General features: G+C 65.0%; 18 protein-coding genes. 10 read left to right on the forward strand and 8 right to left on the reverse strand.

Going from position 1 to position 19,455, the window contains the following annotated elements:
- Window positions 1–10: 10 nt before the first annotated feature.
- Both der and ACODTW_RS01580 read left to right on the forward strand, forming a co-directional pair.
- Window positions 11–1,426 carry a ribosome biogenesis GTPase Der gene (gene der, locus ACODTW_RS01575; RefSeq protein WP_488944113.1) on the forward strand — a complete coding sequence of 472 codons (1,416 nt, stop codon included), beginning with the start codon at window positions 11–13 and terminating at the stop codon, window positions 1,424–1,426.
- 98 nt (window positions 1,427–1,524) lie between these two features.
- Window positions 1,525–2,730: a hypothetical protein gene (locus ACODTW_RS01580; protein ID WP_488944114.1), complete on the forward strand. Its 1,206-nt coding sequence runs from the start codon at window positions 1,525–1,527 to the stop codon at window positions 2,728–2,730.
- 185 nt (window positions 2,731–2,915) lie between these two features.
- Here the strand turns inward: ACODTW_RS01580 and sciP are convergent, their stop codons facing one another.
- The 6 genes from sciP to ACODTW_RS01610 all read right to left on the reverse strand — a co-directional run bounded on the left by sciP (window position 2,916) and on the right by ACODTW_RS01610 (window position 8,919).
- Window positions 2,916–3,230 (reverse strand): CtrA inhibitor SciP, encoded by a 315-nt coding sequence (gene sciP, locus ACODTW_RS01585; protein ID WP_488944115.1) that lies wholly within the window; start codon window positions 3,228–3,230, stop codon window positions 2,916–2,918.
- Between the two features lie 114 nt (window positions 3,231–3,344).
- Complete coding sequence (locus ACODTW_RS01590) at window positions 3,345–4,028, reverse strand: flagellar hook assembly protein FlgD (RefSeq protein WP_488944116.1); 684 nt, start codon at window positions 4,026–4,028, stop codon at window positions 3,345–3,347.
- Window positions 4,029–4,058: 30 nt separating this feature from the next.
- Complete coding sequence (locus ACODTW_RS01595; protein WP_488944117.1) at window positions 4,059–6,683, reverse strand: flagellar hook-length control protein FliK; 2,625 nt, start codon at window positions 6,681–6,683, stop codon at window positions 4,059–4,061.
- 297 nt (window positions 6,684–6,980) lie between these two features.
- The gene (locus tag ACODTW_RS01600; RefSeq protein ID WP_488944118.1) at window positions 6,981–7,424 is read right to left on the reverse strand and encodes a hypothetical protein; all 444 of its coding nucleotides are present in this window, start codon (window positions 7,422–7,424) and stop codon (window positions 6,981–6,983) included.
- Entirely contained in the window at window positions 7,421–7,777 is a 357-nt protein-coding gene (locus tag ACODTW_RS01605) for a rod-binding protein (RefSeq protein WP_488944119.1), read from the reverse strand. The genes ACODTW_RS01600 and ACODTW_RS01605 overlap by 4 nt, the downstream gene beginning before the upstream one ends.
- Entirely contained in the window at window positions 7,777–8,919 is a 1,143-nt protein-coding gene (locus ACODTW_RS01610; protein ID WP_488944120.1) for a flagellar basal body P-ring protein FlgI, read from the reverse strand. Before ACODTW_RS01610 ends, ACODTW_RS01605 begins: the two co-directional genes overlap by 1 nt.
- A gap of 285 nt (window positions 8,920–9,204) precedes the next feature.
- Between ACODTW_RS01610 and ACODTW_RS01615 the strand changes: the two genes are divergently transcribed.
- Both ACODTW_RS01615 and dksA read left to right on the forward strand, forming a co-directional pair.
- A complete protein-coding gene (locus ACODTW_RS01615; protein ID WP_488944121.1) occupies window positions 9,205–9,630 on the forward strand; it encodes a flagellar assembly protein FliX in 426 nt (141 codons plus the stop codon).
- 127 nt (window positions 9,631–9,757) lie between these two features.
- On the forward strand, window positions 9,758–10,189 hold the full coding sequence (gene dksA, locus ACODTW_RS01620) for an RNA polymerase-binding protein DksA (protein WP_488944122.1): 432 nt from the start codon (window positions 9,758–9,760) through the stop codon (window positions 10,187–10,189).
- A 75-nt stretch (window positions 10,190–10,264) separates the two neighbouring features.
- Here the strand turns inward: dksA and ACODTW_RS01625 are convergent, their stop codons facing one another.
- On the reverse strand, window positions 10,265–11,716 hold the full coding sequence (locus ACODTW_RS01625; protein ID WP_488944123.1) for a mannitol dehydrogenase family protein: 1,452 nt from the start codon (window positions 11,714–11,716) through the stop codon (window positions 10,265–10,267).
- The gene (locus ACODTW_RS01630; RefSeq protein ID WP_488944124.1) at window positions 11,716–13,248 is read right to left on the reverse strand and encodes a UxaA family hydrolase; all 1,533 of its coding nucleotides are present in this window, start codon (window positions 13,246–13,248) and stop codon (window positions 11,716–11,718) included. Before ACODTW_RS01630 ends, ACODTW_RS01625 begins: the two co-directional genes overlap by 1 nt.
- Before the next feature lie 181 nt (window positions 13,249–13,429).
- On the opposite strand from ACODTW_RS01630, the gene ACODTW_RS01635 reads away from it, so the two are divergent.
- The 6 genes from ACODTW_RS01635 to ACODTW_RS01660 all read left to right on the forward strand — a co-directional run bounded on the left by ACODTW_RS01635 (window position 13,430) and on the right by ACODTW_RS01660 (window position 19,453).
- Complete coding sequence (locus ACODTW_RS01635) at window positions 13,430–14,575, forward strand: ABC transporter ATP-binding protein (protein ID WP_488944125.1); 1,146 nt, start codon at window positions 13,430–13,432, stop codon at window positions 14,573–14,575.
- A 12-nt stretch (window positions 14,576–14,587) separates the two neighbouring features.
- The gene (locus ACODTW_RS01640; protein ID WP_488944126.1) at window positions 14,588–15,481 is read left to right on the forward strand and encodes a carbohydrate ABC transporter permease; all 894 of its coding nucleotides are present in this window, start codon (window positions 14,588–14,590) and stop codon (window positions 15,479–15,481) included.
- Window positions 15,478–16,365, forward strand: a complete 888-nt coding sequence (locus ACODTW_RS01645) for a carbohydrate ABC transporter permease (protein ID WP_488944127.1) — start codon at window positions 15,478–15,480, stop codon at window positions 16,363–16,365. Before ACODTW_RS01640 ends, ACODTW_RS01645 begins: the two co-directional genes overlap by 4 nt.
- 3 nt (window positions 16,366–16,368) lie before the next feature.
- A complete protein-coding gene (locus ACODTW_RS01650; RefSeq protein WP_488944128.1) occupies window positions 16,369–17,637 on the forward strand; it encodes an ABC transporter substrate-binding protein in 1,269 nt (422 codons plus the stop codon).
- Between the two features lie 95 nt (window positions 17,638–17,732).
- A complete protein-coding gene (locus tag ACODTW_RS01655; protein WP_488944129.1) occupies window positions 17,733–18,824 on the forward strand; it encodes a glycoside hydrolase family 88/105 protein in 1,092 nt (363 codons plus the stop codon).
- The gene (locus ACODTW_RS01660) at window positions 18,821–19,453 is read left to right on the forward strand and encodes a TetR/AcrR family transcriptional regulator (RefSeq protein ID WP_488944130.1); all 633 of its coding nucleotides are present in this window, start codon (window positions 18,821–18,823) and stop codon (window positions 19,451–19,453) included. The genes ACODTW_RS01655 and ACODTW_RS01660 overlap by 4 nt, the downstream gene beginning before the upstream one ends.
- The last annotated feature ends 2 nt before the right edge of the window (window positions 19,454–19,455 follow it).

Raw genomic sequence — 19,455 nt, forward strand, 5'->3', positions numbered from 1 at the left:
GAGTATCAGAGTGATTAAGGCCACACACCGGCTGACGGTCGCCATCATCGGGCGCCCGAATGTCGGCAAGTCCACCCTCTTCAACCGGCTGGTCGGCAAGAAGATTGCGCTGGTTGACGACACGCCCGGCGTGACGCGCGATTGGCGCGCCGCGGACGGGCGCGTGGGCGGCCTGGAATTCACCGTGGTCGACACGGCCGGTCTGGAGGACGTGTTCGATGACAGTCTGGAATCGCGCATGCGGCGCCAGACTGAACGCGCCATCGAGCGCGCCGACGTGGCCCTGTTCCTGATCGACGCCCGCGCGGGCGTCACCGCCATGGACAAGCATTTCGCCGCCTGGCTGCGCAAGGCCGGCAAGCCCACCATCCTGGTCGCCAACAAGTGCGAAGGGGTTGCGGGGCGGCCCGGCCTGATCGAGGCGTTCGAACTGGGGCTGGGCGAGCCGGTGCCGCTGTCGGCCGAACATGGCGAAGGCATGGCCGATCTGGTCGAGGCGCTGGAACCCTTCATGCCCAAGGACGAGGAGCCGGAGGCGGAAGAGGCGTTCGACGAAGCCGAGGCCGAGGCCGCCGTCCGCCGGGAAGTTGAAGGCGAGCCCGGCGATGCGGAGGATCCCAAGGCCCTGCAATTGGCCATTGTCGGTCGTCCCAATGTCGGCAAATCCACCCTGCTGAACGCCTTGGTGGAGGAAGAGCGTGTGCTGACCGGCCCCGAGGCCGGCATGACCCGCGACGCCATCGCCGTGGAATGGGAATGGAAGGGCCGTCCCATCCGCCTGGTCGACACGGCCGGTCTGCGCAAGCGGGCCCGGGTGGAAGGCAAGCTGGAGAAGCTGGCCAACCAGGATACGCTGCGCGTCATCCGCATGGCCCATGTCGTGGTGCTGGTGCTGGATGCCGACGGCATCCTGGACAAGCAGGACCTGACCATTGCCCGGCTGGTGGTGGAGGAAGGCCGCGCCCTGGTCATCGCGCTCAACAAGTGGGACGCCGTCCAGGACAAGAATGCCGCCCTGCGGCGATTGACCGACCGGTTGCAGACCTCCCTGCCGCAGGTGAAGGGCATTCCCACTGTCACCATCTCCGCCCTGAAGGGGCAGCGGCTGGATGAGCTGCTGGACACGGTGGTCAATACCTACGGCATCTGGAACCGCCGCATCCCGACATCGCAGCTGAACCGCTGGCTGGCGGACATGACGGAAAGCCATCCGCCGCCGCTGGTCGATGGCCGCCGGCTGAAGATCCGCTACATGACCCAGGTGAAGAGCCGGCCGCCGACCTTCGCGCTGTTCGTCAGCAAGCCGGTGGATCTGCCGGACCATTACGCGCGTTATCTGGTCAACGGCATGCGCGAGAGCTTCGATCTTCCCGGCGTTCCCATCCGCATGCTGTTGCGCAAAGGCAGCACCAATCCGTTCGACTGATCCTGTTACCCCGTTAACCGTGTGGCCGGCGAAATCGGGCATTTGCCGGGACGGCCTTATCCATTAGACTATGCCTAATGGGGTAATGGGGACCGGACATGCTCTTTGGGGTGAGCTTCTGGAACAAGAAGAAGACCTTCGAAGTCTTCTTGAAAAAGGATGACCGGTGGCAGCTTCATGTTCTGTGTGATCACGAACAGGAAGCGATCGATGAGGCGCGCAATCTTCTGATCACGTCGAAGACGACGGCGGTGAAGGTTGTGCGCCACCGCATCCTCTCCAGTGCGACCACGGCAGAAACCGTCGTCTATGAGGCGACGGCCACCCCGCCCAAGGAAAAGCCCATCACCGTTTCGACACCGGTGGGCGAACTGGCCCTGTGCAAGACCGTCGATGATCTGTACACGGCCGATGGCCGGCGGACCGTCGGTCAGGTCATGCGCGATTATCTTCAGCGTGCCAATATCTCCGCCACGGAGCTGCTGCACAGTTTCAGCCATCTCCGCAAGCTGCAGGATGCCCAGGGGCTGGTGAACGCCGCCCTGCATCGGGTGGCGTCGGCGCAGGCGGCCGCGATCGGCGTGCCCGTGAAGGAACGGATGCAGCTGCTGGATGGTCTGGTCACGCAGGCCCAGCACAAGGCCCGCGCCTTTGCCGCGGAGCGTAGTGGATATCCGGATTTCAAGGGACAGGAGCTGGGCAAGCTCAGCAGCGCCATCATCGACAAGGCCGGTCTCGATCACCATGACTATATCCTGGCATCGATTGTCACCATCTGGCTGTTCGAACACCGCTCACTTCTGTCCAAGGTCGACAGCCTGACCCGGCTGGCGCAGGACAATGTGGAAACGGGGCTGGTCCGGCAGGTGGATGGCATGCTGGCCGACAGCCTGATGTTCGCGGAAGTGGTGCAGGAACTGTTTGCCCCCCACACCAATCTGGGTTCGGCCCTGATGCAGATGAGCGGTGTGGTGCTGTGCAGGAAGGGAGCTGCGGACCAGGTCGCCAATCCCACACTGAAGATCATCGCGACGATGATCCCGCAGGGGCAATTGCCGCAATGCCAGGGCATTCTGGCCGACCGTCTGCTGCGGGAGATCAACAGCGACCGGCCGCTGGACCACAGGGCCCCTGAAAGGGAGCCGGAACTGCTGGATCAGCTGACCGCCTGCATGACGGGCGACGATGGCACGATCCTGGGCGGCGAACGGACACACCAGTCGATCGAGCGGCGCCGTTTGCGGCAACGTCAGGAACTGCTGCGCGCCCAGGGGCTGCACAGCGTCGCCGACAATCTGCGCTGAGATATGTCCATGTTCCCTCAGTCGCCGGGCGCCGCCATCCGGCGGCTTGGCTTACGGCGCATAGGCGCCGGGCCGGCAGTCGCCGGCCTTCAAGGGTCATGTTCCATGCCCCTTGGTGTGTCCATGTCTCAGGCGCCGGGCGCCGCCATATCGTCGGTCATGAATTTGACCGATGATATAAATCGTCAATCCTCGCGGCGGCGGTAATCCTGCAGACGCGTCACCCGCAGGGCCTGGACGCCGTGCTTGTCGATCGTCGCCTGCCAGGAATTGAATTCCTCCTCCGACAGGCCATAGCGGCCGCACGCCTCTGCGACGGTCAGCAGGCCCGCGCGGACGCCGGCCACCACCTCGGCCTTGCGCCGCATCACCCAGCGGCGCGTATCCGGCGGGGGCAGATCGTCCAGCGTGAGACGGCCGCTCCCGGCGGTGAGGGTTGCCACGTCGCCGCCCGACTCCGCGCGCAAACGGCTGGTCGCGGCCATGTTGAGGGGTTTCATGGTGGTACTCGCCTCCAATCACTGAAGATTGGTCATCGATAGGCGACCCGCCCTTAAGAAACCGTGAAGGCGACGCGGAAATTATGAAGGAAAGCATCCCCGCTTACAGTCGTGTTATTCCTTGATCGACAGAACATTCGTTGTGGTGATGTACATGTCGCCCAAGGCCAGATAGGGCTCACCAGCCGTCATATCGACGCCCGTGACCTTGCCGAAGGACATGATGGTGCCGGTAATGGCCTTGCCATTGGCGTCGCTGGCCTTGACTTCCGCCTTGAAGGTCCCGTCGGCAAGTTGATTGCCACTGTTATCCTTGCCATCCCAGACCACTTCCTGGCTGCCTGCACTCTTGGTCAGGGCGATGGTCCGGACCAGTTTGCCGGTCTTGCCGTCACTGATCTGCAAAGAGGAACTGGCGGCGGCCGTGTCGGTGCTGATGGTCATCTTGACCTCACCGTTCTGCAGGGCCAGCCCGTTGGACTGCACCTCCACCGTCTTGCCCAGATAGCCCAGCGCCTGGTCGATCTGACCGTTCTTCAGCTGCGTCTGGATGGCGTCCAGCTTGCTGTTGGTCTGGATCTGCTGTTCGACCTGAGAATATTGGACGAGCTGCTTGGTGAACTCGCCCGTATCCGTGGGCTGCGTCGGATCCTGGTTCTTCAGCTGCGTGGTCAGCAGCGTCAGGAACGTCTCGTAATTGCTGGACAGGGCGCTGAACGAGTTGCTGGTCGTACTGGTGCCGGTCGTAGTGGTGCTCTTGGCGGTACTAAGGGCGTTGGCGGCGCTTGAAACGGACATGGCTTTGGTCCTTCCCGGAATGGGCTGGCATCAGACCCTGACATCCACGCGTCCAAGCTCCATGATCTGGGCCTGGGCGATTATTGCCGGGTCCTCTTCCTCTGCGTCTTCAGAAGCAAGGGCCGTGCCATAGTTGCTGCCGTCCTGCCCCTGCTGGCGCTGCTGCGCCTGGTCGCCGTTATCCTGCTGCAAGGAGAAGGACAGGCTGTTGGCATCGGTGTTCAGACCGGCATCTTGCAGCGCCTTCTCCAGGCCCTTGGCATCCTTTTGCAGCATTTCCAGGGTCTGCGGATTTTCCGCCATCACCTTGGCCCGCAGTTTGCCGCCGGCCCCGAATTCAAGCTGGACCTCGATCTTGCCCAGGTCATGGGGCGTGAGCTGGATGGAGACGCGGTCATTGCCGTCCTCCGCCGCCTGCTGCACCTGCACCGCCACCTGCATGGCTGGCGGCGTGTAGGCCGTGGGACGGTGGGGTGAGGTGGCCTGGCGCAGGGATTGGGCGAAATCCGTGGCGCCCGGCTTGCTGCCATCGGCCGTTGCCATGGCCAGGGCGGCCTGTTCGGCGCCGGTGCTGTCGGTGCCGGTCAGCGCGGCGGCATCGGTGGAGCTGCCGCTGCCTTCCACCTTGGTGCTGGCCGACACAGCGCGGGTCAACAGGCTGTCGCCGCGCGCCGCTGCCGTTAGGGCAGCGACCGGGGTCGGATCGGGCCGGGTGCCGGTCGTATTCTGCCCGGCAGTTTGTGCCGCCCCGGCCAGTTCGGTCCGGGCCTGCCCGTCTTCCCCTTCCTTCACATGCTTGGGTGCCAGCATGCGCCGGTTGGTGACGCTTTCATCCTCGACCTTGTCGGTGTTGGTGGAGGGTTCGGCGACAGGCACATCGCTGGCCGCGACGCTGTCGTCAGCCGGCTGGTCCTTGGCGGCGACGGCTGCCTTGGGGGCGGCCGCAGCCTTACGTTCGGAGCCCTTGGCCTCGGTCTGCTCGTCCGTCGACGGGTTCGCTGCCAGCTCAGGGTCGGCTGTCGCACTGGCCTCTGTTGTGGTGGCCGGCGCCGAGATGGTGGCGCTCGCGACCTTGGCGGCGGATTTCTCCGCGCGGCCGGTGCTGGCATGCGCGGTCGTGACCGTCGTCTTGGCTGCGACCGCGGCCTGTGCGGTGGCATCATCCGCCGTGACAATCACGGCCGGCTCAACCTGATCGCCCGTGGAGGGGGTGGGTTCAGTGGAAGGGGCGGCCGCCGCCATGGCCGCTGTCTTCGTCACCGCTGGCGCCGGGGAGGCTGCCTTCTCGAGCGTGGGCTTGGCCGTCATCGGCAACACCACCCCGGCGGCAGGGGCGGCCGTTGCCGCCGTCGCCGGTGTCGGTGCGGATGCGGGCGCCGTCGATGCCGTCAGGGCCGGGGCGGGTTCAGGGGGGGCAGACCCAGCCTTGATGGACGGAGGTTTCTGGCCGGCGGGGGAGGCCAGGTCAATGACCGACGCCTCGGCCTGTCCGTCTGCCGCCTGTCTGGCGGCCTGTCCATCTGCTGCGCTGTTCTGCTGGACCGGGGTGCCGGTCGGCATGTCCGCCAGCTTCGGCACGGCCGCCTTCACCGGCTCGGTTGGTGCCTGCATACCCTGCGGCAAGGCGATGGCGCCCGGCGGCTGCGGGGTGTCGACGGGCGGCGCGGCCATGGCCTGCGCCTGACTGGACGGGGCCGGTCCGGTGGTGGTGGTTCCGATCGTGGTGCCAGCCGTGGCAGCGGTTGCCGCGGTCGCGACAGGGGGGACGACCGGTTCCGTTGCCGGGAGAAGCGGATCGTTGCCGGTCACGGGGGCTTCAGCCGCCCCGGCGACCTGCGGCCCGACGATGCCCGTGTTCACGGCGGCCATGGCCGGCGCGTCCACGAACTTGTCCAGCTTGGGAATGACCTTTGCGGCGGTGATGGGGATCGCGGGCAGGGCATCGCCTTGCGGTACGCTGTCCAGTGCTGCACCCGTGCCATCGGCCAGCATCGGAACGCCCAGCGCCGAAGGGGCGGCATTGGCCTGCAATTGCGGAATCACGCTGATGGTAACGGTGTTGGTCGGGCTGACGGCCGGCGTCAGCGCCGGCACGGCGCCCTCTCCCTGCATCAGCGACAGGGCATCGGCAATGCCACCCTGCGCATCCTCCTCCGCGGGGGCGGCCAATGCTGCCTGCATGTCGGCCGATGCCAACCCGTCCTTGTTGCCAAGTGCGGCCGACAGGTCGTTCAGGAAGGCCACCACCTCTTCATTCAGTTCCTGCCCCTGCAGGCCGCCGGTCGCCAGCAGATTGAGGCCCGCCTGCGTCCAGCGCCCGTCGGTGGCCCCGGCCTTGCCGTTGCCCGCCGCCAGGGCCAGACCGCGCAGGCCCTGTGGCACAGCGATGGTGACGCCGGTGCCGTTGCTGCCCGCGGCCGTTCCCGTCAGGGTCAGCCCGGTCAGCCCCGCGCCGTCGACCCCGGCCTCACCGTCCAGTACCAGCCCGTCTTCCCCCGTGACCGTCAGGAAGTTGGAGAGAAGCTGGTTGAAGCGGTCGACCGCATCCTCTCCCTCTGCGCCGTTGACGCGGGAGCCTCCCAACTGGCCGCCGCCGATGGACAGGGCCCCCTGCGCGGGGGCGGATTGCGAGGTGAGCAAGGTCGAAATGTCCATGGCGGGGTTCCTGCGCTGGGGTCGATGGGGCCGTGCACCTATCGTGCCAACATACATATTCAGGGATACTGCCGGTTCCGGCGGCCGGGGGGCCGGCACTGCCGTTACCGGGGGAAGAAGCTGCCGCCCCGGCTGGGCAAGGCTTGCCGGGCAGGAGACGGAAGCATCGCAGACAAAAGAGGGGCGATGCGGCAACCATGGCGGCTGCCGGGCGATTGGAACGGGTTGTCAGGAGAAGAGCCCCCGGAAAGGGGGCGGCCCCACGCTTCAGCGATCACCCGCCGAAGCGTTCAATCCTTAGAAAGAGCGGTTATACGCCATCGCTGGCGCGCCCTTGCGGGTGTAGGCCGCCGGCATGACCATGCCGCCGCGCCGCGTATAGGCCCCGCGGTCGGCCCGCGCCTTGTTGACGGCATTGACCAGGGTATTGATGGTGGACTGCGTCACCTGGGTGGCGGCCCTGACCAGGCGCGCATGTTCCAAAGTGGCTTCGACAAAGGCGTCGGAAGCGGCCTTCAGCTTCTGCTTGCTGTCGTCAGGCATGTCCCTGAGGCTGTCGGTTTCCGCCCGGAAGGAGCGGACGCAATCCTCATAGGTGCGGACCATCAGCGGCTTTTTTTCCGCGACGAGGGTCAGTGCGCGGATGTCGCGGGATCGGATCGCCTGGTTCTCGCCCCGGAAAAGTTCCGTCAGCCGCACCATGGCGTCGATCAACGCGCCCACGCGTGTGTCTGCTGTCATGGCATTCCTTTCTTCTTGTTGGATCCTTGCTCCTGCATGCGGAGCATTTCGGCCTTCAGTTCGTCGGCCATGCCGATGCCACCGGCATTGGCGATCTGCTTGCCATATTGTTCGACCATCATGCCGCGCCAGGTGTTCTCCGCCTCGCCGCCGCCAAAGGTCTCGTCGGCCTTCACGCCTTCCCACATGTGGCTCAGCATCTGGGAGATGAAGACGGCCTCGAACTCCTTCGCTGCCTTGTCGACATCCTTGGGGTCGGCCTTGCCGCCGGTGGTGCTCCGGTTCATGGCGCCGCTCTGGGCCAGCGCCTGGGTGTCGATGCCAGGGGGGGAAAGCTTCATGCTGTCGGACATCACATCACCTCGATCTCGGCCTGGAGCGCGCCGGCCGCCTTGATGGATTGAAGGATGGAGATCATATCACGCGGCCCCACCCCCAGCGCATTCAGGTTGTTGACCAGTTCCTGAAGCGAGACGCCGGACGGCATGACCGCCAGTTTCTTGCCCGACCCGTCATCCACCTGGATGTCGGTGCGCGGCACGACCGTGGTCTGGCCACCCTGGCTGAAAGGGGCGGGCTGCGACACCTGTGGCGTTTCGGTGATCTTAATGGTCAGGTTGCCCTGGGCGATGGCGACCGTGCTGATGCGCACATTCTCGCCCATGACGATGACGCCCGACGCCTCGTCCACGACGACGCGTGCCACCTGGTCGGGCTGGACGCGCAGCTGCTCCACCTCGCCCAGGAAGGCGACAAGATCGGCCTTGCGCTGCGGCGGCACGTCGATCAGCACGCTGGTCGGGTCCGTCGCCTTCGCCGTCTGGGGGCCGATGAACTGATTGATGGCATTGGCCACACGCACGGCCGTGGTGAAATCCGGATTGCGCAGCGCCAGACGCAGATAGGGCAGGTCGGACAAGGCGAAGTCGATTTCACGTTCGACAATGGCGCCGCCGGCAATGCGGCCGCTGGTCGGTACGCCACGGGTGATGGAGGCGCCGGCCCCCTGCGCGCTGAAGCCGGAAATGGCGACCGCACCCTGGGCCACGGCATAGACCTCGCCATCGGCACCCAGCAAGGGGGTCACCAGCAAGGTGCCGCCCTGAAGGTTCTTGGCGTCGGCCATGGCGGCGACGCTGATATCGATGCGCGATCCCTGGGAGGTGAAGGGCGGCAGGGTGGCGGTGACCATCACGGCGGCCACATTCTTGGTGCGGATCGTGTCGCCACGGACATTCACGCCCAGCCGTTCCAACATGCCGATCAGGCTCTGTTCGGTGAAGGGCGAATTGTTGATCGTGTCGCCCGTGCCGTTCAGGCCGACAACCAGGCCATAGCCGATCAGCATATTGTCGCGCACGCCCTCGACATCGGCGATATCCTTGATTCGGCTCTGCGCATGGGCCATGTCCGGTGCCATCAGCGTCAGCGCGGTCAGGATGGCCGCGACCAACTGGCCGATGCGGGATTTGGCGGTCTTGGGCAGCGTCACCATGATGGTCGATCCGATTCTGTCACGCGTGTCACGGTTCGGGAACTTTTGTCCCCTGTTGTCGGTCCGGTATATGCCAGAAATGTGCCAACCCTGATATTCCGCGCCTTTGCGGCGGGCGGGTCAAGCACGGGCGCGCAACGCAAATGGCTAGGTCGGCGGGCGGGGCAAAAAATGCCCTAGGTATCGACCGCCGCCCGATGATACCTATAGTTAAGTCCGCGATGGCACCCCATATGTGGGGTCGGCATCGCCGGCCCATCGCCAGGGAAAGTTATTGTCCGCGCCATGAAGATCGAGGGTCCCGCTTCATCCCGTCCCGGTCAGGTCAAGAAGGCCACACGCAGCGGTGGTGGCGGGGAATTTCTGCGCCATATCCAGGCGGGGGATGAGGATGATGGCGTTTCCCGGTCATCGGGCCCGCAAACAGCCGCGGGGATCAATCCCCTGTTCGCCTTGCAGGAGGTGGACGATGCCCTGTCCGGCAAGAAGCGCCGGGCGCAGGCGCGCGGCGAGGATATTCTGGATCGCCTGGATGAACTGCGTCTTGGCCTGCTGAATGGCAGCTTTCCCGTTGAAAAGCTGCATGAGCTGGTCCGGATCGTCCAGAATCGCCGCGACATGGCGGAGGACGATCCGCATCTCCAGCAAATCCTGGATGAGATCGACCTGCGTGCGCAGGTGGAGATCGCGAAGCTGACGCCGCAGGCGTGAGTTTTCCCGGAAATTGTTCCGTTTCAGCACATTAGAAGTTTGCGGCCGACGTTGCGCGACTGTTGCGGGCTGACGCCTCTATCCATATACTCCGCGCCGTTTCCAGGCCCAGGATCGGACCAGACAGATGTCGTCGAATACGTTGCCTCTGCTTCCCCCCGATTACCGCCCGTCGGAAGACGAGGAATATATGAACCCGCTGATGCGGGCCTATTTCCGGCACCGGCTGCTGCAATGGCGCGCCGAGCTGTTGCGCGAATCTTCCGAAACGCTGAACAGCCTGCATGAAGATGGCGGGTTGCAGGAACCGGATATCGCCGACCGTGCGACGCTGGAGACGGACCGGGCGCTGGAACTGCGCACCCGCGACCGGGAGCGCAAGCTGATCTCCAAGATCGACGCCGCGTTGCAGCGCATCCATGATGGCGAATACGGCTATTGCGAGGAGACGGGCGACCCGATCGGCGTCCGCCGCCTGGAAGCCCGCCCCATCGCGACGATGAGCCTGGAAGCCCAGGAACGGCATGAGCGGATGGAACGCACCCACCGCGACGATTGATCGTCGATCACAGGTGACGGAACAGGAAAAGGCCGGCGGGGGTGTCTCCGCCGGCCCTTTCGTTGCTGGTGGGGTTCATATCCCCTGCAACGCCGCCTTGACCCCGCCATCCAGCAGGCCATAGGCCCGTTCCAGGGCGGCACGGAAGCAGGCACTGCCGGTCAGCGCAGGCGGGAAGACCTGGGTCAGTGCGAAGAAGCAGGCGACATCCCCGTGGGCGTTGCCCGTGCAGGTGCGACCAATGGTCAGTAGCGACTCTGCCAGCGGATCGGTCAGGATGGAACCATCGGCGGCCTTGGTCCGGACAAAGCGCATCCAGGCGGCCACCGGTAGGGCCAGCCTGTCCACGGGCGCGCCGACCTCCAGCCGTTCGGCAATGGTACCGAACAGGCGGAAGGGCAGCTTGGCCGACCCGTCCCAGGCAATCTGGGCCAGCAGATGGCGGATGCCGGGATTAGCGAAGCGGGCCAGGATGGCGTCGATATAGGCCGGGTAATCGATGCCGGCGTCCGGATTCAGGGTCGGGCGGATATCGTCCAGCATCAGGCGGCGGACGAACGCGGCCAGATCGGCATCGCCCATGGCATCGGCCACCGTCTCATACCCCGCCAGACTGCCCAGATAGGCCAGCGTCGAATGGGGGCCGTTCAGCAGACGCAGCTTGGCCCGGTCATACGCACTGACATCCTTGGTCAGGGTGACGCCGATGCGTGCCCAGTCGGGATGGTCGTTGCAGAACCTGTCCTCGATCACCCATTGGGTGAAGCGCTCACGCTGAATGGGCCAGGCATCCGACAGGCCGGTATCGGCCGCCACCCGCACGCGCAGCGCGTCATCGGTGGCGGGCGTGATGCTGTCCACCATGGTGCGGGGGAAGGCCACCTTGTCCCGGATCCAGGCGGCCAGGGCCGCGTCCTGCCTTTCCGCCAGATCGGCCACGGCCCGGCCCAGCTTGTGGCCGTTATCCACCAGATTGTCGCAGGAAATGACCGTGAAGGGCGCCGTGCCGGCGGCGTGGCGGCGGCGCAACCCTTCCACCAGATGGCCGATCAGGCTGACCGGGGCGCGCGGGCTGGCGACATCATGGGCGATGTCAGGATGGACGAAATCCAGGCTGCCATCGCCCTTCAGGCAATAGCCCTTTTCCGTCACGGTCATGGTGACGATGCGGGTGGCGGGGTTGGCCAGCCGGTCCAGCAGGGCGGCGCGGTCGGCAGGGCCCGCCAGCGTCTCCTTGATGGCGCCGATGACGCGATAGCGCGTCTCCCGCTCCAATTCCGCCAGGATATAGAGATTGTCCTGCGGGCGCAGGGCGTCGCGCACATCCGTGCTGCGCAGGGCCGCGGCACAGATGGCCCAATCGCCGCCCTGCGCCAGTGCCTCGTCGAAATAAAAAGCCTGATGGGCACGGAAGAAGGCGCCGGGGCCGAAATGCACGACGCCGATGCCGGCCGCATCGCGATCATAGGCGGGCTGAGTGACCGCGGCGGGCAACTGCGCCAGGGTGGCGGCGGACAAAGACGGCATTACAGGGTCACTCCGTTCTTCCAGATGGCAATTTCGCGCTGGCCGTTCTTTTCGGAGCGCGTCTGCTGGCCCGAGGCTGTGTCCAGGATCAACGACCAGAGCGCATCGGCGGCCCCGTCTGCTCCCGCATCGCTCAGCGCCAAGCCGGCGTCGAAGTCGATCCAGTTCGGCTTTTGCCGGGCCAGCGTGCTGTTGGACGCGATCTTCAGGGTCGGGGCCGGGAAGCCCAGCGGCGTACCCCGTCCGGTCGTGAACAGGATCAATGTCGCCCCCGCAGCGGTCAGTGCCGTGGAGGAGACGCCATCATTGCCTGGCGCCTCCAGCAGGGTCAGGCCCTTTCCGCGCAGCTGGTTGCCATAGGCGATAACGTCTGACAGCGGCGCGCGCCCGCCCTTCTGCACGGCACCCAGCGACTTTTCCTCCAGCGTCGTGATGCCGCCGGCAATATTGCCGGGCGAGGGGTTCTCATAGACCGGCTGGTCATGGTCCAGGAAATAGCGCTTGAAGCCGTTGACCACGCCCACGACACCGTTGAACACCCCATCGTCAACGGCGCGGCGCATCAACAGTTCCTCCGCCCCGAAAATTTCCGGGATTTCGGTCAGCACCGCACTGCCGCCCGCCGCCGTCACCCGGTCGGCCATGCGGCCGACCAGCGGGTTGGCGGTCAGGCCGCTGAACCCGTCTGACCCGCCGCATTTCAGCCCGATCACCAGATCGGATGCCGGGCAGGGGACGCGTTCATCGCCGGCCGCAATCGCCACCAGCTCGCCCACGGCATTGACGCCATCCTCCACTTCGTCGCTGCTGCTCTGCGCCGTGAAGGCGCGCAGGCGCGAGCGGTCGATGCCCGGCGCGTCGCGCAGCAGCTTGTCCAACTGGTTGGATTCGCAGCCCAGCCCCAGCAGCAGCACGCCGCCGGCATTGGGGTGCTGGGCCAGGCCGGCGATGATGGATTTGGTATGGGCCAGATCGTCGCCCAGCTGCGAACAGCCGAACGGATGCGGGAAGGCCACCACCCCGTCCACCTGACCGGCAAAACGTTGGGAGGCCAGGGTGGCGATGCGTTCGGCCGTGCGGCCGACGCAGCCGACCGTACACAGTATCCAGATTTCGTTGCGCGTGCCGACGCGCCCGTCGGCGCGGCGATAGCCCAGGAAGCTGCCGCCGTCGCGCGGCTGGTCCAGCCAGGCGGCGTTGGCCGGTGCTGGCTGGTAGCGGTAACTTAAAGTGCCGGAAAGACCCGTTGCCAGATTGTGCGAATGGACATGCTGGCCGGTGACGATGTCGACGGTGGCGACGCCGATGGGCCAGCCATATTTGTGCACGGGCTCACCCGCGCGCAGCGAATGCAGGGCGAATTTATGGCCGCGCGGGATGTCATCGCGCAGTTCCACAATTTGTCCGGCCAGATCGATGCGGCTGCCCTTGTCCAGCGCGCGGACGGCCACAGCCACATCATCGGCCGGATCGACCCGGTAGGCCGGCGGCAGGTCGTCCAGGGTGGGAGCTGGTGGTTGCACGCAACTCATCTTGGCGTCATCCTTGGGAAATGGCGGTCGGCAAAGGATGTCCCGACGAATTCCGGGCTGTCCCTCGTCTGCGCCATTGCAATTGACACCGGTTACCAGATAAAATCAAGGGGTCAGGTGGCGATCAAGACCGCTGGCACCCGCATGGCGCCGCAATGAACGACGCAAGGGGAGGGAAACCGTGACCAAGGGACGGGTGCAACTTCGCGGCATCGTGAAGAGTTTTGGTGCCACCGACGTGATCAAGGGCGTCGATCTGGACATCGCGCCGGGGGAGTTGACGGTGTTCGTCGGCCCTTCGGGATGCGGGAAATCGACCCTGCTGCGGCTGGTGTCGGGTCTGGAGCTGCCGACGGGTGGCACGATCATGATCGGCGACCGCGACGTCACCCTGGCCCATCCCGCCAAACGCGGCATCGCCATGGTGTTCCAGTCCTACGCGCTGTACCCGCATATGAGCGTGGCGGAGAATATGGGCTTCGGCCTGAAGATCGCCGGGCTGCCCAAGGCGACCATCAAGGCCAAGGTGGCGCAGGCGGCGGAGATCCTGCAACTGACCCATCTTCTGGACCGCAAGCCCCGCGCCCTGTCGGGCGGGCAGCGCCAGCGGGTGGCCATCGGCCGCTGCATCGTGCGCGAACCGGAAGTGTTCCTGTTCGACGAGCCCCTGTCCAACCTGGATGCGGCGCTGCGCGGGCAGATGCGGGTGGAGATCGCGCGCCTGCATGCCAAGCTGGGCGCCACCATGATCTATGTGACCCATGATCAGGTGGAAGCAATGACGCTGGCCAGCAAGATCGTGGTGCTGAATGCCGGGCGCATCGAACAGGTGGGCGCCCCCATCGAGCTGTACCGCCACCCCGCCAACCTGTTTGTCGCTGGCTTCATCGGGTCGCCGCAGATGAATTTCATGGGCGGCATCGTGGAAGCGGCGGATGCGGAAAGCGTGACCGTGCGGCTGAATGGCGGGTCGCTGCGCCTGCCGCGCCGCAATGCCGCCATTGCCGCGGGCGCCAAGGTGACGGTCGGGATCCGGCCAGAGCATTTCCGCGTGGGCGAACCGCCCGTCGATCCCAAGGATGATCAGGTGGCGGAATTTGATGCCGTCATCGATCTGGTCGAACGGCTGGGCAGCGAGACCTTGGCCCATCTGCGCATGCCCAGCCTGTCGGATGGGGTGCTGGTGGTGAAGATGGGCGGCGATGTGCCGCTGCGCATCGGGGCGGGCCTGCGCGTCGGCCTGCGCCTGCCGCATGCACATCTGTTCGACGCCGAGGGGCGCGCGGTGGGGGCGCCCAGTGCCCGCGTCGCCGCCGTGGCGGCGTAGGGGGCGGCCAGCATGTATGAAAACCGCCTGTCCGGTTACCTTTATATCGCGCCCTTCCTGGTGGGCCTGGCAACCTTCACCCTGTTCCCCTTCCTGTCCTCCTTCCTTTTGTCCTTTTCGGACCATCAGTTGCAGGATCCGGTGGCGCATGCGCGTTTCATCGGGCTGGACAATTATGTGCAGATGGCCGGCGACGACACGTTCCACAATGCGCTGGGCGTGACCTTCCTTTACGTGTTCATCACGGTGCCGCTGAAGCTGGCCTTCGCGCTGTTCATCGCCTTTGTGCTGAATTTCAAGCTGCGGGGCATCGGCTTTTTTCGCACGGCCTATTATGTGCCCTCCATCCTGGGCGGGTCGGTCGCCATCGCCGTGCTGTGGCGCTATGTCTTCGCCGGCGACGGGCTGATCAATCAGGCCATGGGGGCCATGGGGCTGGACCCCGTCAACTGGCTGGGCGATCCGGGCTATGCCCTGTTCACCATCGTGCTGCTGCGCCTGTGGCAATTCGGGTCGGCCATGGTGGTGTTCCTGGCCGGCTTGCAGAACATCCCCACCGACCTTTACGAGGCGGCGACCATCGACGGGGCCGGCAAGGGCCGCATCTTCTTCACCATCACCCTGCCGCTGCTGACGCCCGTCATCTTCTTCAATTTCATCATGCAGATCGTGCAGGCGTTTCAGGAATTCAACGGGCCTTACATCATCACGGGCGGCGGACCGTTGAAGTCCACCTATCTGCTGCCGCTGATGATCTATGAAGAAGCGTTCAAATATTTCAATGTCGGCTATGCCAGCGCCCTGTCCTGGGCCCTGTTCATCATCATCGCTGTCTTCACCATCATCGCCTTCGCGTCGTCCCGCTACTGGGTCTTCTACGGCAATGAGCGGGAGGAGCAGGAATGACCCTGTTGCCCGTCGCCCAGACCCTGCGGCCCCGCCGCGACGCCGCCTGGATCATGCGCCTGAACGCTTCCGTCCGCTATGGCGTGCTGATCGGCGTCGGGCTGGTCATGCTTTATCCGCTGTTCTGGATGGTGGCGGCCAGCTTCAAGCCCAATCATGAGATTTTCGGGTCCATCGGCCTGTGGCCGCAATCGCCGACGCTGGACGGCGTCATCCAGGGCTGGCGCACGGGCACGGAATACAGCTTTGCCACCTACCTGCTGAACAGTTTCGCCTTCATCATTCCCAAGGTGGTGCTGACCGTCATTTCCTCCGTCCTGGTGGCCTATGGCTTCGCGCGGTTCAGGATGCCGGGCAAGGGGCTGTGGTTCGGCCTGATGGTGGCGACCATCCTGCTGCCGAAAAGCGTGCTGCTGATCCCGCAATATCTGATGTTCCGGCAGTTCGGCTGGCTGGACACCTATCTGCCGCTCTATGTGCCCTGCGCCTTTGCCACAGACGGGTTCTTCGTCTTCATGGTGGTGCAGTTCCTGCGCGGCATTCCGCCGGATATGGAGGAGGCGGCGGTCATCGATGGCTGCAATTCGGTGCAGGTGCTGTGGCATGTGGTCGTACCCGTCATCATGCCGGCCATCATTTCCGTCGCCCTGTTCCAGTTCATGTGGAGCCTGAACGACTTCCTCTATCCCCTTATTTATCTGTCATCTGTTGGCAAATACCCGGTGGCGCTGGCCCTGAAGATGGCCATCGACGTGACGGAGGCGACGGCCTGGAACCAGGTGCTGGCCATGTCGACCATCGCCCTGCTGCCGTCGCTGATCGTTTTCTTCCTGGCCCAGCGCTATTTCGTGGAAGGCATTACGTCTGGCGCGGTGAAGGGGTAGGGCATGCGGCTGCTGATCCTGCTTCTGGCCCTGTTCATCGCCCCGCTGGCCGCCGCGCAGGAAGTGGTGCATCTGCGCATGTCCTGGTGGGGCGGCAATGATGTCCACAAGGCGCAGCTGCGCGCGCTGGAGGCGTTTGAGGCGCGTTTTCCCCATATCAAGGTGCGGGCCGAATATACGGGCTGGGTCGGCCATCTGGAGCGGCTGACGACCCAGATCGCGGGCGATACCGCACCCGATGTGATGATGGTCAACTGGAACTGGCTGAAGCTGTTTTCGCGCGATGGCGACGGTTTCTATAACCTGTATCAGGTGGCCGACATCATCGACCTGGACCAGTTCGACCCCGATGCCATCGCCATGTCGTCGGTGCGCGGCAAGCTGAACGGCCTGCCGCCCAACATGACGGCGCGGCTGTTCTGGTTCAACGAGACGACGTTCCGCAAGGCGGGTTTGCCCATCCCCGACAGCTGGGATGCGCTGATGGCGGCAGGGCCGGTGTTCCGTGACCGGCTGGGCCCGGATTATTACCCGCTGGATATGAATTTCCAGGATACGGTCGGCCTGCTTTATAGCTGGATGGCGCAGAAGCGGCAGGCCCCCTTCATCGATGAGGAGGGCAAGCGGCTGCTGCCCGACCGCGATTTGCTGGCGGCGGCGGCCCGGCTTTACCAGCAGATGGTGCAGAACCATGTCGTGCCCTCGGCCCGCGAACGCGCCAGCTTCGGCAATGTCCAGTTGCAGGAGACACGGTCCTGGATTTCCGGCCGCTATGCCGGGCTGTATCAATGGACCAGTGCGGTCGGCAAATATGTGGAAGCGCTGGAACCGGGGCAGAAGATGGTGCTGGCCCCCTATCCCATCCTGCCGGGTGCCGCCGATCCGGGCCTGCTGTACAAGCCGGCCATGATGTACGCCATCAATAAGAATACCGCCCACCCACGGGAGGCGGCGCTGCTGCTGCAATTCCTGCTGAACGATCCGCAGGGGGTGCGCATCCTGGGCGCCCGGCGCGGGGTGCCGGCCAGTGCTGCCGCGCGCCGCATCCTGGAAGCCGACGGGCAATTGACGGGGCTTGCCCTGGAAGGCCAGCGCCAGATCGAAAGCCTGCCGCGCGGCATCGTCCTGTCGGGTTATTACGAGCATGCCCGCGTGCGCGATGGCTTCAACGACATATTGGAGAAACTCGGCTATGGCATGCTGACGCCCGAACAGGCGGGCGAGGCCATGGAACGCGAGATCAACGGCATTCTGCGGCGGGTGATCCGATGAGCATGACCAGTTTGGGTTTGCAGCGCTCCCGCCCGCTTCACGGCACTGACACCGCTTTCCATGCCAGGCCCCCCCTTGCGCATAACGGACCCTTCATGAACGATTTCCGCCGTTTCGGCCCGCAAGTCCTACCGTTCCTGCGCCATTATCTGGGGAACTGGGATTTCTATAAACCCAGTTGGAATTATGAGGATGGCTGCATCTTCAAAGGCTGCCTGGATCTGGCCGACGCCACGGGCTGGTCGGAATTTTCCGACTTCGTCTATGACAAGGTCAGCCCGCGCGTGGGTGAGGATGGCAGCATCAGCGGTTTCGACGCCGACGAATATAATATCGACAATGTGAAGGCCGGGAAGATCTTCTTCCCCCTGCATGACCGCACGGGCGAGGAACGGTTCAAGCGGGCGGCCATCACCCAACTGATGCAGCTGAAGACCCATCCGCGGACGAAATCCGGCAATTACTGGCACAAGCAGATCTATCCCTGGCAGGTCTGGCTGGACGGGCTGTACATGGCCCAGCCGCTGGTCACGGCCTATGCCGTGGAGATCGGCTATCGCGCGGCGTGGGAGGATGTGGTCCGGCAGTTCATGGTCGTGCGCGACCATCTGCGCGACGCAGCCACGGGGCTTTACTACCATGGCTGGGACGAAAGCGGACAGGAACGCTGGGCTGATCCCGTGACGGGCTGTTCGTCGCAGTTCTGGGGCCGGGCCATGGGCTGGTTCATGATGGCGATGGTCGATTGCATCGAACTGTCGGCACCCTTCGATGGGCCTGAACGCGCGGCCCTGATCGCCATGTTCCAGGATGCGGCCATCGCCCTGATGGCGGTGCGCAGTCCGCGTGGCCTGTGGTGGCAGGTGCTGGACCGCGGCGGGGATGCCGGCAATTACGAAGAGGTGTCGGCCAGCCTGATGATCGCCTATGCGCTGATGGCCGGGGCCCGGCTGGGCCTGCTGCCGGCCGCACACGGGCAGGCCGGCAAGGCGGCCTTGCAGGCAGTCATAGATCATTACCTGACCGAAACGGAATTGGGCGGCATCTGCGGCGTTGCCGGGCTGGGCAACGATCCCTATCGTGACGGGTCCTACGATTATTACCTTTCCGAACCGATCGTGCCCAACGACCCCAAAGGGGTAGGTGCCTTGATGATGGCCCTGTCTGAAGGGATGCGCCGGCCATGAGCATGATCGAACTGGCGCCGCTGGAGACGTTGGACGGGGTGCGCATGCCGCGCCAGTCGCGGGCGGAAACCACCATGCGCCGCATCGTGGCGGCCATGCGCAAGCTGTTGCAATACAAGGACATGGACGCCATCCGGATTGAGGAGGTGGCAACCCTGGCCGGCTGTTCCCCGCCCTCGATCTATGCCCGCTTCAAGGACAAGGACACGTTCACGGGCGTGCTGTTCGAACTGCATGCGGCGGAGGCGGCGGACGGGATCAGGGCCTTTCTGGCGCCCGATCGCTGGACGGGCCGGCCGCTGATCGCCTTTGCCCAGGCCTTGGCCGATTTCCTGCTGCACCATTACCGGGCGGACCGGCACCTGTACCGCGCCGTGCTGCAATGCCCGGATGCGGCTGTGCGCCAGCGTTTTACCGCGGAGACGGAGGTGATGGCCGACCGTGTGGCCGATGCCCTGCGCGCGCTGGATGGCGGGCGCCAGGCCGTGGATTTGGGCCGGGTGCGCTGGGCCCTGATGCAGATGGTCGCCGCCCTGCAATGCAACACCGTGCTGGGCCTGATGGAGGCGGATGCCGATGGCATCACCCCGCATCTGGCCGACATGTTCACCCGTGCCGTGGGGCGGTAGGC

It is taken from the genome of Niveispirillum sp. FG148 (genome assembly GCF_057809655.1).